The organism is Xanthomonas sp. 3498 (genome assembly GCF_014199795.1).
In the GTDB taxonomy this organism is placed as follows: Bacteria; Pseudomonadota; Gammaproteobacteria; order Xanthomonadales; family Xanthomonadaceae; genus Xanthomonas_A; species Xanthomonas_A rydalmerensis.
This window is the reverse complement of record NZ_JACHOH010000002.1, coordinates 134,902-150,494: the sequence shown is the minus strand read 5'-3', so window position 1 is coordinate 150,494 and position 15,593 is coordinate 134,902. Positions and strand designations below refer to the sequence as shown.

Sequence of the window (15,593 nt, the reverse complement as noted above, 5' to 3'; positions counted from 1 at the left end):
ATCTCTTCGCAGATAAACATCGTTTGCAGTGCCGCAGCCGATCACCGGCGATGCGGCACCTCCCTAGCCAGCAACTACCGACCCGCTCACGCGCCCTGCAGGCACACCATCGCATAGCCGGGCAAATGCAGACGCTCGCCGACCGCGCCAGGCGCCACGCCCGGCACCTCCAGCACCTGCCAGGCTCCGTACGGCACCGCCACGTCGACGGCTTCCGCAGACAGATTGAACGCCAGCAGCAGGGTTTGCGCGGCGTGGCGACGCTCGAACATCAGCACGGGCTCAGCCGTCTCGTGAAACACGATGTCGCCCTCGCGCAGCGCCGAATGGTGCTTGCGCCAGGCCAGGAACTCGCGGATCGCACGCAGGACCGACTGTGGATCGGCCTCCTGGGCGGCAACCGACTGTGCGCGATGCGCTGGCGCGATCGGCAACCAGGGCGTCCCGGTGCTGAAGCCGGCCTGCTCGCCGGCATCCCACGGCAGCGGCGTCCGGCATCCATCGCGGCCCTTGAAGTTTGGCCAGAACGCGATGCCATAGGGATCCTGCAACGCCTCGAACGGCACCTCCGCCTCGCCCAGGCCCAACTCTTCGCCCTGGTAGACGCAGACCGAGCCACGCAGCGAGCACAGCATCGCGATCAGCAGGCGCGCGAAGGCCGGAGTCTCAGTGCCCTGCCCCCAACGCGTCACCGCGCGTTGCACGTCGTGATTGGAAATCGCCCAACACGGCCAGCCTTCGGTCATCGCCGCTTCCAGGCGCGACACCGTCTCGCGGATGTAGGCGGCGCTGAAATCGTCGGTCAGCAATTCGAAGCTGTAGCCCATGTGCAGGTGACCGGCCCGGGTGTACTCGGCCGTGGTCGCCAGCGAATCTTCCGACGAGATCTCGCCCAGACTCACTGTCCCCGGATAGCGGTCGAGCAGACTGCGCAGCTTCTGCAGGAACGGGAGATTCTCCGCCTGCGTATTGTTGTAGTAGTGGTATTGGAAGGCATAGGGATTGTCCGGGCTGAAGCCGCGGCCGACCCGCTTTTCCGGCGGCTTGGGCGGATTGTCGCGCAGCTGCGGATCGTGGAAGCAGAAATTGATCGCATCCAGCCGGAAGCCGTCCACGCCGCGCGCCAGCCAGAACTCCACGTTGTCCAGCGTCGCCTGCTGCACCTGCGGATTGTGGAAGTTCAGGTCGGGCTGCGAGGCCAGGAAGTTGTGCAGATAGTACTGACCGCGGCGCGGCTCCCACTGCCACGCCACACCACCGAAGATCGACAGCCAGTTGTTCGGCGGCGTCCCATCCTCGCGCGCATCGGCCCACACGTACCAATCGGCCTTTGGATTGTCGCGGCTCTGCCGGCTCTCCTTGAACCAGTCGTGCTCCACCGAGGTATGGCTGAGCACCTGGTCGATCATCACCTTCAGGCCCAGCGCATGCGCCTTGGCCAGCAGTGCATCGAAGTCGGCCATCGTGCCGAACAGCGGATCGACCTCGCGGTAATCGGCGATGTCGTAGCCGAAATCGGCCATCGGCGATTTGAAGAACGGCGAGATCCAGATCGCATCCACGCCCAATGCCGCGATGTAATCCAGCTTGCGCACGATGCCCGGCAGGTCGCCGATACCGTCGCCGTTGGCGTCGAGGAAGCTACGCGGGTAGATCTGATAGATGACGGCACCGCGCCACCATGGAGCCTGAGACATGCAACGCCCCCCTTCGGGCAGAGATCGCGCGTGCGACGGGCACGCGAAACGCTGCGCTAGAGTAGCGTTGATGCTTCATGTTCAGACGTGGATGCATACGTATTCACGTCAATGGGCACATAGACTCGCTAGAAGTTCGTGGCCGAAGCGCATTGCTTAATCGGAAAATCGCGAAAAAAGTCTAAATCACAAAATCAAGAAAGTTCAAAAATCCACACACTGAATTCAAAAATTATAATTCTCAATATTTTTTGAAAAACGGCACAGTGCACTCAGTGAACTTGACAAAACACTGAGATCCAGTTCTTTTGTTGCATGCCTCAGACGCAAGCTGCCCGGCCACTTTTTCGTCTTTCGCAGCAGTAATATCGCTTCCTACACCTCTAGATGGATTTGCAATAGCAACACATTGGTTGAAATATGTCATCTTGACAGAGCAATCCGTCACTCCCACTGCATGACATTTCTCCAAAGCATCCTGGACAGCATCATCCTTACTAAACTTTCCGACGGAGCTCCATCCTTCTTGCCCCGAATCAGACATCACTATTGCACCCCAGGTTTTAATCCATTCACCAGTAGGGCGCGCCGGAGAAGAATCTTCATCGGGGAGACATTGGGCGCTACCCGCTTGGACTCCCCCCGGGCATCGAGTCTGAGCAAAGCCGCTCCCAGAAACCACAAGAAAAAATAATGAAATAGCAAAAACAAGTTTCATAGCGCCCTCACACTCTATTGTCGTAAGCACCGCGACTGCCGGGCTGTGCCACGTTATTAACAGGCTCAGCACCCCTATTCATTGTATTTGCAGTAGAAACTGTCGAGTTCGTTACTACATTACTATTGCTTACAGGCGCCTGCGGGGTATAAGGCTGGCCAGACGCCGGATCCTTGCCGACCGCACCAAGTCCCGAGTACGGCGAGAACTGGCCCAGCGTGCCCTGGAAGAACGCAGCCGCCATCGGCGGTGCCGTGATGATCAGCGTGCTCAATACCAAGCCGATTCCTCCCTGTTGTAACGCCATGCTACTGACGCCTTCGCCTGTTCCGTTGGACGCCGCCCACGTGGCGAGAAAACCCGCACCTACTGCCGCAATGACCTTCGTTGCAAGACCAACGGTGAAGCTCAGGACCGCCAGCGAGAAGACCGTACCGATTCCGTACATCAGCCACTTCTGGAACAGGGACTTGGTGACATCAAATAGCAGGCACAGGATGAACAAGGGCCCAAAGCCGATGAACAGCGCCATGGCCAGCTTGTTCAGAAGCAATAGCGAACCACCGACAACACCAGGCCCGGCCATGCCTAGACCCGTGAAAAGCCGTGCGCGATCCTTCTCCTTTTCCCGTTCGGCGTCGCCGGCGGTGTTGATCTGATCGATGCTGGTCATGGCCACCTGCATCAACGCGAGATTCTTATCGATCGCGGCGTAGGGGCTCTCGGAACTGCCGGTCACCGTCTTCACGATCGCACTGCTGAGTCCGTCGGTTAGCCTCCAGTAGAGTCCGTCCATCGCCGCGTCACCGTTCGTCGCTCCCGGCCTGGCAGCGGACACCATGCTCATCGCCACGCCGATGATCAGCGCGGCGCGCAGCGAGGTCACCACCAGTTCCATGGCAGATTCGCGCGACTGCCCTGTCGCGACTCGATAGCCCTTCAACAGGATCCACAGCGTCAACGCGCTCATCGCGGTCACGGTGACCCACCATGACATGCGGATCAGCAGCGACCATTGGAAATAGTCGATCTCATCGCGCAGAAAGTTATTGATGAGCGTAAAAAACGCGTAGTTGCTGAAACTATCGAGAAATCCCATGACCGCTCCGTAACGCAGACGCTCATCGCTGAGCTGCTTTTTGCTGATCGATTCCGTTCAATGAATCGGGCAGCGTGGTTAATCTTCGATGCTCAATTGCTTGAGGCCATCAGGCCGCTTTGACTTGGCGAGTTGCAAGGCTCCGCCCATCACCGCGCCGCCGACCAGCTTGCTTGCGAAATCGCTCAACCCCGAGAACCCTTCGAACAAACCGCCGCCGCCCGTCGTCGTGGCCGACGGCGGCTTCTTGCCGTTCATTGCGGCCCAGGCACCGGCGGACTGCACCTGGGTCAGGTAAGACAAGCGCTTCTCGTAGGCGAACATCGCCGCTTCGGTCTGCTGGCGATCGATGTCCATCAGCGCCCGCAACGCGATCAGCTTGTTGGTGTTGTCTTCCAGCAAGCCGATCTGGTTCGTGTCGATTTTCGCCCGCTGTTGTTCCAGGTCGCGCAGACGCTGCAGTCGCTTCTCGGTGATGTCGTACATTGCCACCATGTAGTTGAACTGCGAATTGCGCGTGCGCTGGATCAATTCGCAAGTCTGCTGCTGTTCCTGCGACACGGGCGTTCCCGAGGTCTTGGCCGCGCAGTCGGAGACGCCGTAATTGTCGTCGACCTTGACAAGCTTCTCCTTCGGCTTCTCGACCTCGTCGCCGCTGGACTTTTCCTTTTCGGCCTTGCCGACCTCGTTGTCCCCGCGGATCTTGTCCAGCTTCTCATCCAGCGTCTTTGTATTGGTTTTGTTCTCGTCAATCTGTTTATTGTCGATCACTTTCCACTGCGCAAAAGCAGTCGCCGGCAACAGCATGAGCAGCGCAACTACACCAACGACACGAACGCGATTGGAGAATTTCATCGTCTTGTCCATAAACACCTCAACACAGATCTTGTAGAAACATTCCCATGCGTAACCTGGGCGAAGCAGTCAGGTGACCGCCGCTGCCCCCCGATTATCCGAAGACACCGACCTCGCTGGGCCCGATTTCCCGGACCCCTTGCGCCGTGCATAGAATTCGCTCAACCATTGTTCGGGCGTCAGGTCGTCCGGCGCGACACCGTGCTCCTTGGCCTTGCGCTCCAGCACCTGGTGCATGATTTCGATATTGTCGGTCGACGCCGAAATGACCGACAGCGCATCGTCCATGCCGCGCAGATTAAGCTGGCACACCGACGACCCATGCCCCTGCTTGACCAGGAAGCAGCGCGAGCGCTCGTCCAGGCTGACCACGACCTGGTACTCGGCGTCGGTGAGCTTGAGGCCGTCCATGTAGTCTTCCTTGCTGGCGTTGGGATTGGGCAGCAGGATCATGGTTGCGGTCTGTTCGACCAGCGCCGCGGAGATATCGCTGGCGAGCGCATCCTCCGGACTCTGGGTGGCGAAGATGCCCAGGCCATTCTGCTTACGGATGGTCTTCTGCTTGTTCTTGGCGAATTCCTTCAGGCCGCCCTTGCCGTCAAGAATCTTCCAGAACTCGTCCATCACATAGATCAACGGCCGGCCGTCGATCAGGGCCTCCAGCCGATGCAGCAGGTAGTTGATGACCGGAACGCGCACTTCCGGGTTGTCGATGACGTCGGTGTAGTCGAAGCCGATGATGCTGGCCTTTTCCAGATCGATCGTATCGACCGGGTTGTCGAACACCCAGCCGTGCGAGTTGCCGGCGGTCCACTTGCGCATACGCGCATACAGGCCGTCGTCGCCCATGTTGGGCAGGCTCTTGCGGAAGTTGGTCATGCTGCGCAGGTGCATGGGCGTATCGAGCATGCCTTCCACGCCGCGGAAGATGTCCTCCTCCTCGCGCGAGGTGTACTCGAGCTTGCCGGCCAGGACCTTGATCAGGTCAGCCAGGAACTGCACGTTCGCCTCGGTGCGCTCGCACTGGAACGGGTTGAAGCCGGTGGGCTTGCCGTTCTCCAGCGCCAGATAATTGCCGCCGCAGGCGCGTACGAAGATCTCGGCACCGCGATCCTTGTCGAAGAAGAAGATGGTCGGGATCGGATCGAACTTCTGCACCTGGCTGAGCAGGAAGTTGATCAACGCGGTCTTACCGGTACCCGACTTGCCGATCACCATGGTATTGGCGATGGCCTTCTCGCCCAGCGAGTTCTCCGCCGGATGCGTGGCGTGAAAATTGAAGTAGTACGGCTGGCCGTTGGTGGTCTGCAAGGTGGTGACGCACTCGCCCCACGGATTGTTCTCGCGCTTGCCCTGGGCGAAGTTGTGCAGCGGCGACAGGCCGAGAAAGTTCAGCGAGCTGACACTGGCGATACGCGTGCGGTAGCGCCAGTTGCCTGGCAGCTGGGCATAGAAGGAGGACGCGACCGCAAGATCCTCCTTGGTCGAGACGAAACCGGCGTTGGACAGCTCGGCGCGCGTGGTGGCCACCTGCTGCGCGAGCTTTTCCTGCGTCTCGGCGTAGACCGCGATGGTGAAGTGATACTCGCCCAAGACGAAATTGCCCGACGAGAGTTGATCCATCGCCAGGTCGAGTTCGTGGATCTGGCTGACAGCCTTGTCGCCCGAGGACACCATCATGCCCTTGGTGCGATCGAGCACCTTCAGCGCGTCGTGCCGGCCCATCGGACTGAAGGAGTGGGTCACCACGTACTCGAAGTCGAGATACTTCAAGCCATTGAGAATGCCGGGATAGGTCGCGTCGGTGTATTCCTTGATGTTCAGAATGGCACCGAAATGATTGACGCCCTCCGGAGTCTTGATCACGAAGTCGCCGGTCTTGTTGGCGAACATGTGCTTGCTGACCGGCAAATAGGCGGGTACCGGCGCCTGCAGCACCGGCACCGGCTCGTCGATGCGGTTGATCAGATAGCCGAAGAACTCCAGGGCCTCGGAAAACACCACACCATTGCTGGCTTCGTACATGCTCAGCCGGTAGGGCGAGTAGTCCTTCAGCACGGCTTCGACGTTGCCGGCAAGCTCGAGCACCTTGGCGATCGCCTGGTCCTGCTCGGACTGCAACTGCGCAATGTTCGACGACTTGTCCATGAGACGCTTACCCGTGACCACAGGGCGATAGATCATGGTCATGTACAGCTCGTTCTGCATGATCTTCTGCGAGGACAAGGTGCCGTAGTACTGGTCCGACAGCTCCTGGTTGAACGCCTGCTTGAACTTGCCGGCGTTCTTGATGCGGCGGCGGCGACGCACGTCGTGCACCCAGAACGCCACGTTGGCGAAATCCGGCGCGCGCAGCGTCTGCAACATGCGATTGAAGGTGTTGTGCCGGTGTTCGATCTCCCACTCTTCGCGGCCCACGAACGGAAGCCCGCCCAAGTGCCAGATCAGCATGAAATCTCCTCCCGTCGTCTTCAGCACGGACGGCGCCACATGCGTGGAGATGGAGATGAACTCGCTGATTGAAGTATCCGGGATGAACATAAGGGAATAACTCAGAATCCGTTTCGTCTTGCCAAGGCCCGGCGCGTATGCACCGGGAACCGCCGACTGCGCTCGCACCTGCAACGCGCGCCGACACGAAAAACCGAACAACCCCATGCACGACAGAGGTGTCGTGCATGGGGTCGAGACCCGGTGCCCGGTTCCAAGCTAGCGCTTGGCGCCCGGCACGTCTTTCCTGTACTCATTCGGCGAGAACACCCACATGCCGGAATAGCGCTGCAGGTTGCGCACGCGCATCCTCATCATCCAGCGCAACCCGAGCATGCGGAAGATCATCTCGTCCCGCTTGGTCATCTGCTGCATGACGAAGACGATGACCGGAATGAGCGCCAGCAGCCACATGTTGAAATAGATACCCATCAGGAAGCCGCCGCCCGCGCCGATGAAGAACGGGATGTACGGCACCCCGAAAAACATCGCAGGCCGGGTGCAGCCCCGGAAAAGTACGTTCTTATGCATAGTGCAGTACGTGCTGGATCATCTGAATGGCCGCAGTGGCCTTGCACTCGCTCTGACCGGTGTCGCCGATCAGCATCTTGGCCAACTGACCGGCCGCGCCGATCAACACGCCGCCGAGCAGCACGGGCGCCACTTCCGCAACGCGCTTGTGCGCGAACGCGATCTGGTAGCCGGCGAAGACAACCGCGATGGTCACCACGACGACCGACGCCATGTTCAGGATGTTGTTGGTCTTGCCGAGGAAGCCGCACACCTTCTGGTCCGCACCGGCATAGTCCTGCGCCATTGCGAAGCTGGACGCGAGCAGCGCCACGGTGAACACCGCCGCCTGCAGCGCCGCCGTACCGACGACCTTGGCGTTCGACTTCAGTTGATTGTTCTTGAACATCGTGAGTATCTCCTTGACTGGAAAACAGGGGGTGATCAAAAAGCCACTTGCATGGCCGCGCTACTGCATCTGGCTAGAATACGAAGGCCCCGTCGCCAGACGTCGGCGGCGGCGTACTTGTGCCAGGAACGGCCGCTCCCGCCACGGCCTGGGGCGCGTGTGCGGCAACGTGCGGAGCTGGGGGCGCTCCGCCACCTGCAGGAACCGCCACTCCTTTGCCGGCGCCTGTAGGTCGTATCACATAGAGATCGGAGTCTGCCGCGGTCGGCTGTGAAGGCGATGCCGCCACTGCGCCGGCTGCCTGCTGCGCCGGCGCCGCAACGGCAGCCTGGGGACGCACCGACAACTGGCTTTGCGCAGCGAGGCCGCTGGCGAGCTGACCCGCCGCGGCGTCGATACGCCGCGACACGATTGAATCGACTTCGCGCACCGCGGCCGCCTTCGCCGAGTCGGTGACCACGCGGCGCACGTTCCCTGCCGGGATGACCGGGATCGCGCCTGCGGTGGACACGGCGAGCGCCCTGCCCTGGTTGATCGACGCATAGACCTTCTGCACGTAGCCGTGCCGATATCCTGTCTCGAAGTTGCCGGAGTAGTAGCAACTGAACGACTTGCCCCAGTTGCCACCGGAGCGACTGTAGCACTCGGCCAGGATCTTGGACGCGGCCTGCAGATTCGGACAGGTCTTGAACGCCTTTTCGTAGCTATCCAGACCGTACTTGATCAGGTTGTAGCGATTGACCTGCCCCAGGCCGAGGGAAAAATTGTAGCCCTTCTCTTCCAGCATCCGCGCGGTGGCGACGGCTTCGGGCAGGTTCTGCGGCTGGCGCACCAAGCGTGCGCCGACCACACCGATCGCGAACGGATTGTGCGACGACTCCACGCGCACAACGTGCTGCATGACTTCAGCCGGAACTGCCATTTCGGGACAGCTCAGTAGTTCCATGCCTGGCAACATGCCGTGGTTACTCCTTATGCATCGACTTCCCGGCAACTCGTCCGGAACGCCGCAGATGTCGCAAATCAATCGTGTTGGAAGAAAAATTCAAAGTCAATCGGCGTGGTTTCGCCTTATCACTTCAATGAACATATTCACCCTCCACCCGAATGCATGCGCTCCGGATCGAAATCGATACCGGTGATATAGCGCCGGCCCGCATGCGATTTGATATGGACAACGATGTCGATGGTCATCATCAGCAACCGCTTGATGACGGCGAACTCCAGGCCCGAGCCCTCGGCCGACGCCTTGACCATCAACGCCAGCTGGTCCCAGGTCTGCCCGATGCTGCCAGCATGGCAACTGGTGATGGAACCCGGATGACCGGAGGCGCAGTTGCGGATGAAGTAGAACGACTCGTCGCCGCGCAACTCGGCCAGGATGATGCGGTCGGGCTTCATGCGCAGGCATGCTTCCATGCAGCTCTTCGCGGTGACGTTGCTCGTGCTTTGTCCACCTTTCGAATAGAGCAAATGCACGGAATTGGGCTGACTGATGAAGAGCTCGCGCGCATCTTCGATCGTCACCAGCCGCTCTTCGTGCGGGATGTGATTGACCAGCGACTTCATGAAGGTGGTCTTGCCGCTGCCGGTGGCGCCGGCGACGACGACGTTCTTCTTGAACAGCACCGCCTTCTTGAAGAATTCGGCGTAATCGCGCTGCCGACGCAGCTCGAGCAGTTCGCGATCCTGCTCGCTGAGCCCCGACTGCACCTCCAGGATCTCCTGGAAGAAGCCGTCGTCCTTGTACTGCTCCAGCGTCTTGGTGTGCTTGGACGGCAGCCGGATGGTGATCGACACCTTGCCGGCGTCGCAAGCCGGCGGAATCACGAACTGCGCGCGCTGCCCGGTGGGAAAGGTCAACGACACCACCGGATCGGCGTCGGTGATGCGTTGACCGGTATTGCTCTCGTTGACCACCGCCGTGCAGAACTGCCGCGCGCGGTCGAAGGTCAGCGACGGAATGTCCATCCGCTGCCAGCCGCGCAGCGTCTCCAGGTACAGCTCGCCGGGACGGTTGATGCAGATTTCCGTCACTTCCGGCGAGTTCAGGTAATCCAGGATGCCCAGCACCGAGTACTGGTAATCCAGGAAATCCGTGGAGATCTGCGCGGTCGGAGAGTCGTCGAAGGTCACGTCGCTGTCTCGTTCTCGGTCAACGCGGCAACACGGCCGTGAAGTCGACGTCCTTGGCCACGTAGACGTTCACGATGGTGCCCTGGTTGATGGTCACGGTGGCGGGGCGCCGGCGATCCAGTGCCTGGTCGGCCAGACGCTGGATGGACTGCGCCGTGTTGCTCTCGAACGGCTGCTCGGTGACCACGCCGGAGTTGATGCCGGTGGTCGTGGTCTTCGGGCCGTGCTCGGCCGCCGCCCACTTGAAGGCGTCGCTGAGCATGCTGATCATCAGCGCGGACGAAATCCGGCTCGCCCAGTGTGCACTGTACTGACCCGGATGGCCGGAACTGCCGAGATTGTCGACGCCAGGACCGACCAGCGTCACATCGATGCCGGTCGGGGTGGTGATGCGATCCCAGACCACCTGCATGCGCGGGCCGGTCGGTTCCGCGGAACCGTACTGGCCGAGGATCTTCGATCCCTTCGGCAGCAGCAGACGGCGGCCGTTGATGGAGTAGACCGGCTCGGTGATGATGCAGGAAGTGAAGCCCGGGAAGTCGGTGATGATCCGGGTCTCCAGCACACAGCGGATATAGGTGCCACGCACCAGCAGACCGTCCGGGTTGGCGATCGGCTTGGCGGAGGTTTCCTGCTCCTGCTGGATCGGCGCGCCGCCCTGCTCCTGGCCCGGCAGCATGCCACCAAGGCCCTGGCCGCCGGCGTCCTGTTGCAGGCCGGCCATGCGCCGCTCCAGCAAGGACGGCCCACGCTCTTGTCGCGGCGCCGACTGCATCTGCGCGTCGGGATCGGTGGGCATCGGCGGCAACGGCGGCAGGTTCGGCTGCTCGGCCAGTTGCACCGGCTCGGCCGGCTGCACCGGCGGCGGCGCGGCGGTCTGCGGCAACGCAGGCGCCACCACCGCCTCCTGGCGCGGCTTCGGCGCGGGTTCGGGCGTGCTGCTGCCGCTCACCAGCCAGAAGATCGCCAGGATCAGCAGCGCAGCGATACCGGCCAGGAACACCAGCGCCTTGCGATTGAGCTTCTTCAGGTCGCTGGACCGCAACACCGGCTCATTGGCGTCCAGATCCGGATCGGCAGTCTGCTGCTGGCGAGCGAAATAAGGATTCTCGCGCGGCGCATCGTCCGCATGCGGGGAACGCGGCTGACCGTTGTCGCGGCCGTAGTTTTCGTCAGACGGGGGTAGATTCGAGTTCACTTTTGCTTGTTCCTACGCAAGCCGACAACATTCTTGCCGTGGCGGATGACCAGGAAGGGATAGGTCCCGTGGACAATCAGGGTGTTGCCCTCGACTGTGGTGTTGACCAGGAAATCCTCATCGCTTTCCTTCTCGCGACCGAACACGGCCGGGAAGTTGCCAGTGGGGAAACGCGTCAGATCCATTTTGATGTAGGTGAACTTGCCATCGTCGTAGACGCTGCTCGGCACGATCCACATTTGCTTGGAACGCGTGGAGTAGTCGTAGTCGAAGTAGTAATGACGATCCTTGGTCAAACGGGTGTCGAGCTGCGACTCATCCTTCACTTCGTCGCTCGCGGCGGCAAAGCTGGTGTCCTTCGGATAGGTGAAGGTCACCTTGTACTGCACGCCGGCCTGCTTGGCCTGCTCCAGCCGCTGCCAGTCCGTCGCCACCACCTTCAATTCCAGGATGTAGGAATGGGTGGCGGTGCGGATCATCATGTTGGTGTCGACGTCGACGTTCTTCGGCTTCAGATAGAAGACGTTCTCGCGACGGCTGAGCTCCCAGCCACTGGTGAAACCGGTGCTGTAATCGAGGATCTTCTCGTTCGGGCTCAGTTCGATCTGGGTGGTGATGCCCAAGCCGGTACGTACCTGATAGATCTTGTCAGGCTCGTACTCGTACTGCTGGACCACCTGGGCCGACGCGATCGGCGCGAACAGGCCCAGAGCCAGCAACGCAATATGCGCCGCACCGGTTTTCGTCAGGAAACTCATCGAACGTTCGCTCCATTACCATTGTGCTGAGGTGCAACGTTGGGTGCAGGAGGCGCAGTAGCGGGCTGCGCCCCGGGGTAGACAGGTGCGCTGGTCGGGTTGGCCATCGGCTCCTGTTGCGGAACCGGCATCGTGCCGCCAGCGCCCGGTGCCATCGGCTGGCCCGGCATCTGCTGCACAGGCACTTGTCCCGCCGCTCCCGGCATCTGCTGAGCAGCCGCCGGCTGCTGAACCGCGCCGGCGGCAGGCGTCTGCACGGCGGACGACGGAGGCACCGGCATGGCCGAGTAGTCGTTGTCGACACGGTAATCGGTCACCTGGAACCCCAGCGGATTCTGCACCCGCAGTTCGTCTTCCATGGCCAGGTTGCTGTTGTAACGGAAGCCCATGATGGCGAACTTGTTGTCCAGAAGCGTGGACTGCCCGGTCTTCTTGTCGTAGATGCTGCGCTGGAAGCGCACATTCGCACCGGTATAGGGCTTGCCGCTGCCACCGAGCAGCGAGATGCTCAGAATCTTGACCCGAATCGAGCGTGCCTTGCCGTAGGTGTAGTACGGCGCCGACGGATTGTTGGGCGCATGCAGATTGAAATACTCGGCGCCCACCGCGGTATTCCGCGGCGCCATCGAGAACACCGTATTCCAGTCGTTGAGCCCCATCATCTCCGAGTCGTAAGACTCACGTGCAGTGATGAAGCGCGCCACATTGCTCCTGGCCAGTGCTTCGCTGCTGGTGACGCTCTGCACATCGCCGCTGTTGCGCAGGACCGAGATCGTGGAATTGCCGGTGTACGCATCCGCCATCACCAGGTACGGCACTTTCTCCTTCAACGGCAGCATGTAGTAATACCCGCCGCCGAGCAGCAGGCACATGATGATGGCGCCGAACGCGACCCACCACGCACGGCGCTCGCTGCGGCGCGCCAGATCAGCAATGCTGATTTCGTAGTTGACCGCCTTCGCTACCGCTTTGTTGACGTTTTCGCTTTCGACCGGCTTTTTACCGAACATCAGACTTCACCAGGTTTCGTAATGTGGCTGCGGGCGTACAGCGCGTATGCCCGCGGTGAGGTCACTTCGCGCTGCCGCTGGCCGCCGGCGCACCGCTCAGCGACGACGACGGCTGCACCAGGATGCGATTGCCCGCGGCGGTCACGCTCAGCCCTTCCTGCGCATAGACCACGCTCAGCTCGGCGACCGCCTGCTGGATGCTGGTGGTGTTGATCTTGGCGACCGGTGCGTACAACGTGTAATCGGACTGGATGCCGTAGGACAGCTGCATGTTCGAGTCCTTGGCCCAGCGCTCGAGCATCGTCTTCAGCGTGCCGTCCATCGGGATCGCCTGGTACACGTACGACGAGTACAGCGGGATCTCCATGGTCGACTCGGAGAAACGATTGACCGGCTTCCACTTGCCGCGGAAGTCGGGTGCCGGCCTGGTTGCGCAGGCGCTCAACAGCGCGACGGCACTCAACGTAGCGATGAGCCGAAACATATGCGTTCTTTTCACGCGAGCCTCTGAATTGCGGAAACGTATTGAGAGCGGACGGCGCACAGGCGGCCCGCTACTGGATGGCGAAGTTCGACGCGACGACGCCACGCGCGCATCGCGAGAAGGAAGGCGCCGGGAACGGCGCGGGCACAGATCTGCTGCGGGCAACGGAGGACTCCCGAGGCCGCGCGACCAGCGCCGAAGAAAACGGAATTTGACAGCAAACCTTCCATGTCACCCCTTACGTGCGCCTGTTCGGCCCACGCCCCTGTTCCTGTTTCTGTTACCAACGCGCCGCCATACTCGCGAGAATGTGCCGCAGGGGCATGCTCACGTCAAGCATTTGGCAAAAAAACGTTCAATTGATAAATACGCCCAAAAAATAAGTGTTTCTTGTCACACTTTCAGATCGAGAGCGTCGGGATATCGACTTTCGGAAGCAGCCGCGCGGTGAAGTGGCGATCCTTGTAGTACTTGATCTTGTCGCACTTCACCGGATGTGGAATGCCCTCGTACAAGAACACTTCCTGGTCGTTCCCCATCGCCTTCAACTCCTGCGGCAGCATCAGCGCCCGCTTCTCCTCCGACACGCTCCGGGTCACGTCCTTGCCGCGCGTGACGTTCTTCTTGCGGAAGGTGGTGTAGCCGAGCATCTCGGAGTAGTCGTTGGCGTCCTGCTGCTCGCGCGGAGCGTAAAGAATCTGCAGTGCATGATTCGTGATGATGGTCCGCGAGACGTCTTTGCCATAGGTGGCATCGAGCTGCGCCATGCTCTGGATGATCGGCAGAAGGCGGACATTGTAACCGGCCATATATGACACTGCCGAGGCGATGATGTCGACTTTGCCGATCGCGGTGAACTCGTCCATCAACAGCAGGCACTGGTACTTCAACTCAGGATTGCTCTTGGGCAGCTCCTTGGTGTTGAGGTTGATGATCTGGCTGAAGAACAGGTTGATGATCAGGCGACTCTCGGCCAGCTTGTTGGGCTGGATGCCGATGTAGATGGTCATCTTCTTCTTGCGCAGGTCGGTGAGCAGGAAGTCGTTGTCGCTGGTGGCCGCATCCAGCACCGGGTTGATCCAGGCATTGAGCGGCTCCTTCAGCGTGCCCATGATCGAGGCGAAGGTCTCGTCCGCCTGCGACAGCATATTGGAGAACGCCGACTTGGCATTGCCGCTGAGGAAGCGCCGCTCCGACAGCGACTTCAGATACTTCTTCAGGTCGGTGCCGTCGCCGGAAGACAGGCGGTAGATCGCGCCCAGTGTCGGCGTGCCGAGACCGCCGGGAAAGCCGATGTTGCGCTCGTCGTCCCAGTTCTCGAACAGGTACAGCGAGAACGCCATGAACGCGTTGCGCGCCTGGCTGACCCAGAACTTCTGATCGTCGGAGCCGTCCGGGTACAGCATGGCGGCAATGCTCATCAGGTCCGAGACGCGGAACGCCGGATCGTCGGAGACATAGCTGAGCGGATTCCAGCGATGGGTGCGGCGGTCCTCGGCAAAGGGATTGAACAGGAACACCTCCTGGCCCTGGCTGGCGCGCCAGCCGCTGGTCAGATCGAAGTTCTCCTGTTTGATGTCCAGCACCACCACCGATTCCTGGTACTCGAGCAGGTTCGGAATGACCACGCCGACGCCCTTGCCCGAGCGGGTCGGGGCGGCCAGGATCACGAACTGCTGACCGCTGAGGCGCACCAGCTTGCCGCGGAACTTGCCGACCACGATGCCGTCGCCGCTGGTCTTGAACAGCCCATGCTTGGACAGGTCGGCCGCGCCCGCGAAGCGCGCGTCGCCATGCAGGCTGCGCTTGGGCGGCTTGAACATCAGTACCAGGATCAGCAAGGCCAGCAGGCCGGGCAAGCCGAAACCGAGGTAGCCCGCCCATTTGATCTTGCCGACGTAGGGGGCCACCTCCGGCAAGCCGATGGCATGGACGTACTGGTAGTAGGTGCCGAGCCCGAACATCCGCGTGTCCAGCTTCAGCAGCAGCAGGACCAGGTAGCCGGACAGGAAATAGCCACAGACGGCCGTGAGCACGACGACGAGCGCCGCCGCAACGAGTTTACGATTCGACAAGTCCTATCCTCCCTGATCCAACCTGGCGAATATTCTAGAGCGAGTTACGCACTTTGAGACGACCTGCGTAGGCAGTCTGTGCGGCGAGATGGATGCGGGGTGAGGCGCCGGCGGGAGACGGCTCAGAGCCGTGCAGGCGCTCATCGCAACTGCC

The 15,593-nt window shown here is 61.0% G+C and carries 15 protein-coding genes; 1 reads left to right on the top strand and 14 read right to left on the bottom strand.

Annotated features, from left to right (window positions below):
* Window positions 1-86: 86 nt before the first annotated feature.
* The 13 genes from GGR66_RS05640 to GGR66_RS05580 all read right to left on the bottom strand — a co-directional run bounded on the left by GGR66_RS05640 (window position 87) and on the right by GGR66_RS05580 (window position 13,364).
* On the bottom strand, window positions 87-1,697 hold the full coding sequence (locus tag GGR66_RS05640; protein WP_184447569.1) for an alpha-glucosidase: 1,611 nt from the start codon (window positions 1,695-1,697) through the stop codon (window positions 87-89).
* 241 nt (window positions 1,698-1,938) lie between these two features.
* Window positions 1,939-2,415, bottom strand: a complete 477-nt coding sequence (locus tag GGR66_RS05635; protein WP_184447568.1) for a DUF4189 domain-containing protein — start codon at window positions 2,413-2,415, stop codon at window positions 1,939-1,941.
* Between the two features lie 7 nt (window positions 2,416-2,422).
* Window positions 2,423-3,514, bottom strand: a complete 1,092-nt coding sequence (locus GGR66_RS05630) for a type IV secretion system protein (protein ID WP_184447567.1) — start codon at window positions 3,512-3,514, stop codon at window positions 2,423-2,425.
* 78 nt (window positions 3,515-3,592) lie between these two features.
* Window positions 3,593-4,369 carry a hypothetical protein gene (locus GGR66_RS05625; RefSeq protein WP_255421598.1) on the bottom strand — a complete coding sequence of 259 codons (777 nt, stop codon included), beginning with the start codon at window positions 4,367-4,369 and terminating at the stop codon, window positions 3,593-3,595.
* A gap of 69 nt (window positions 4,370-4,438) precedes the next feature.
* Complete coding sequence (locus GGR66_RS05620; protein ID WP_184447566.1) at window positions 4,439-6,910, bottom strand: VirB4 family type IV secretion/conjugal transfer ATPase; 2,472 nt, start codon at window positions 6,908-6,910, stop codon at window positions 4,439-4,441.
* 168 nt (window positions 6,911-7,078) lie between these two features.
* Window positions 7,079-7,390, bottom strand: a complete 312-nt coding sequence (locus GGR66_RS05615; RefSeq protein ID WP_184447565.1) for a VirB3 family type IV secretion system protein — start codon at window positions 7,388-7,390, stop codon at window positions 7,079-7,081.
* Window positions 7,383-7,778, bottom strand: a complete 396-nt coding sequence (locus GGR66_RS05610; protein WP_184447564.1) for a TrbC/VirB2 family protein — start codon at window positions 7,776-7,778, stop codon at window positions 7,383-7,385. Before GGR66_RS05610 ends, GGR66_RS05615 begins: the two co-directional genes overlap by 8 nt.
* A 73-nt stretch (window positions 7,779-7,851) precedes the next feature.
* Window positions 7,852-8,724, bottom strand: coding sequence for a lytic transglycosylase domain-containing protein (locus GGR66_RS05605; protein WP_184447563.1), 873 nt, complete (start codon window positions 8,722-8,724; stop codon window positions 7,852-7,854).
* A 146-nt stretch (window positions 8,725-8,870) separates the two neighbouring features.
* Window positions 8,871-9,914 carry a P-type DNA transfer ATPase VirB11 gene (virB11, locus tag GGR66_RS05600; RefSeq protein ID WP_184447562.1) on the bottom strand — a complete coding sequence of 348 codons (1,044 nt, stop codon included), beginning with the start codon at window positions 9,912-9,914 and terminating at the stop codon, window positions 8,871-8,873.
* A 19-nt stretch (window positions 9,915-9,933) separates the two neighbouring features.
* Window positions 9,934-11,112, bottom strand: coding sequence for a TrbI/VirB10 family protein (locus tag GGR66_RS05595; protein WP_184447561.1), 1,179 nt, complete (start codon window positions 11,110-11,112; stop codon window positions 9,934-9,936).
* Entirely contained in the window at window positions 11,109-11,870 is a 762-nt protein-coding gene (locus tag GGR66_RS05590) for a TrbG/VirB9 family P-type conjugative transfer protein (RefSeq protein WP_043084564.1), read from the bottom strand. The genes GGR66_RS05595 and GGR66_RS05590 overlap by 4 nt, the downstream gene beginning before the upstream one ends.
* Window positions 11,867-12,880: a type IV secretion system protein gene (locus tag GGR66_RS05585; RefSeq protein WP_184447560.1), complete on the bottom strand. Its 1,014-nt coding sequence runs from the start codon at window positions 12,878-12,880 to the stop codon at window positions 11,867-11,869. The genes GGR66_RS05590 and GGR66_RS05585 overlap by 4 nt, the downstream gene beginning before the upstream one ends.
* Before the next feature lie 61 nt (window positions 12,881-12,941).
* Window positions 12,942-13,364, bottom strand: a complete 423-nt coding sequence (locus GGR66_RS05580; protein WP_017916128.1) for a hypothetical protein — start codon at window positions 13,362-13,364, stop codon at window positions 12,942-12,944.
* A gap of 77 nt (window positions 13,365-13,441) precedes the next feature.
* Between GGR66_RS05580 and GGR66_RS05575 the strand changes: the two genes are divergently transcribed.
* A complete protein-coding gene (locus tag GGR66_RS05575; RefSeq protein ID WP_160967310.1) occupies window positions 13,442-13,579 on the top strand; it encodes a hypothetical protein in 138 nt (45 codons plus the stop codon).
* 186 nt (window positions 13,580-13,765) lie between these two features.
* On the opposite strand, the gene GGR66_RS05570 is transcribed toward GGR66_RS05575, so the two are convergent.
* Window positions 13,766-15,439, bottom strand: a complete 1,674-nt coding sequence (locus GGR66_RS05570) for a type IV secretory system conjugative DNA transfer family protein (protein ID WP_160967309.1) — start codon at window positions 15,437-15,439, stop codon at window positions 13,766-13,768.
* Window positions 15,440-15,593 lie beyond the last annotated feature (154 nt).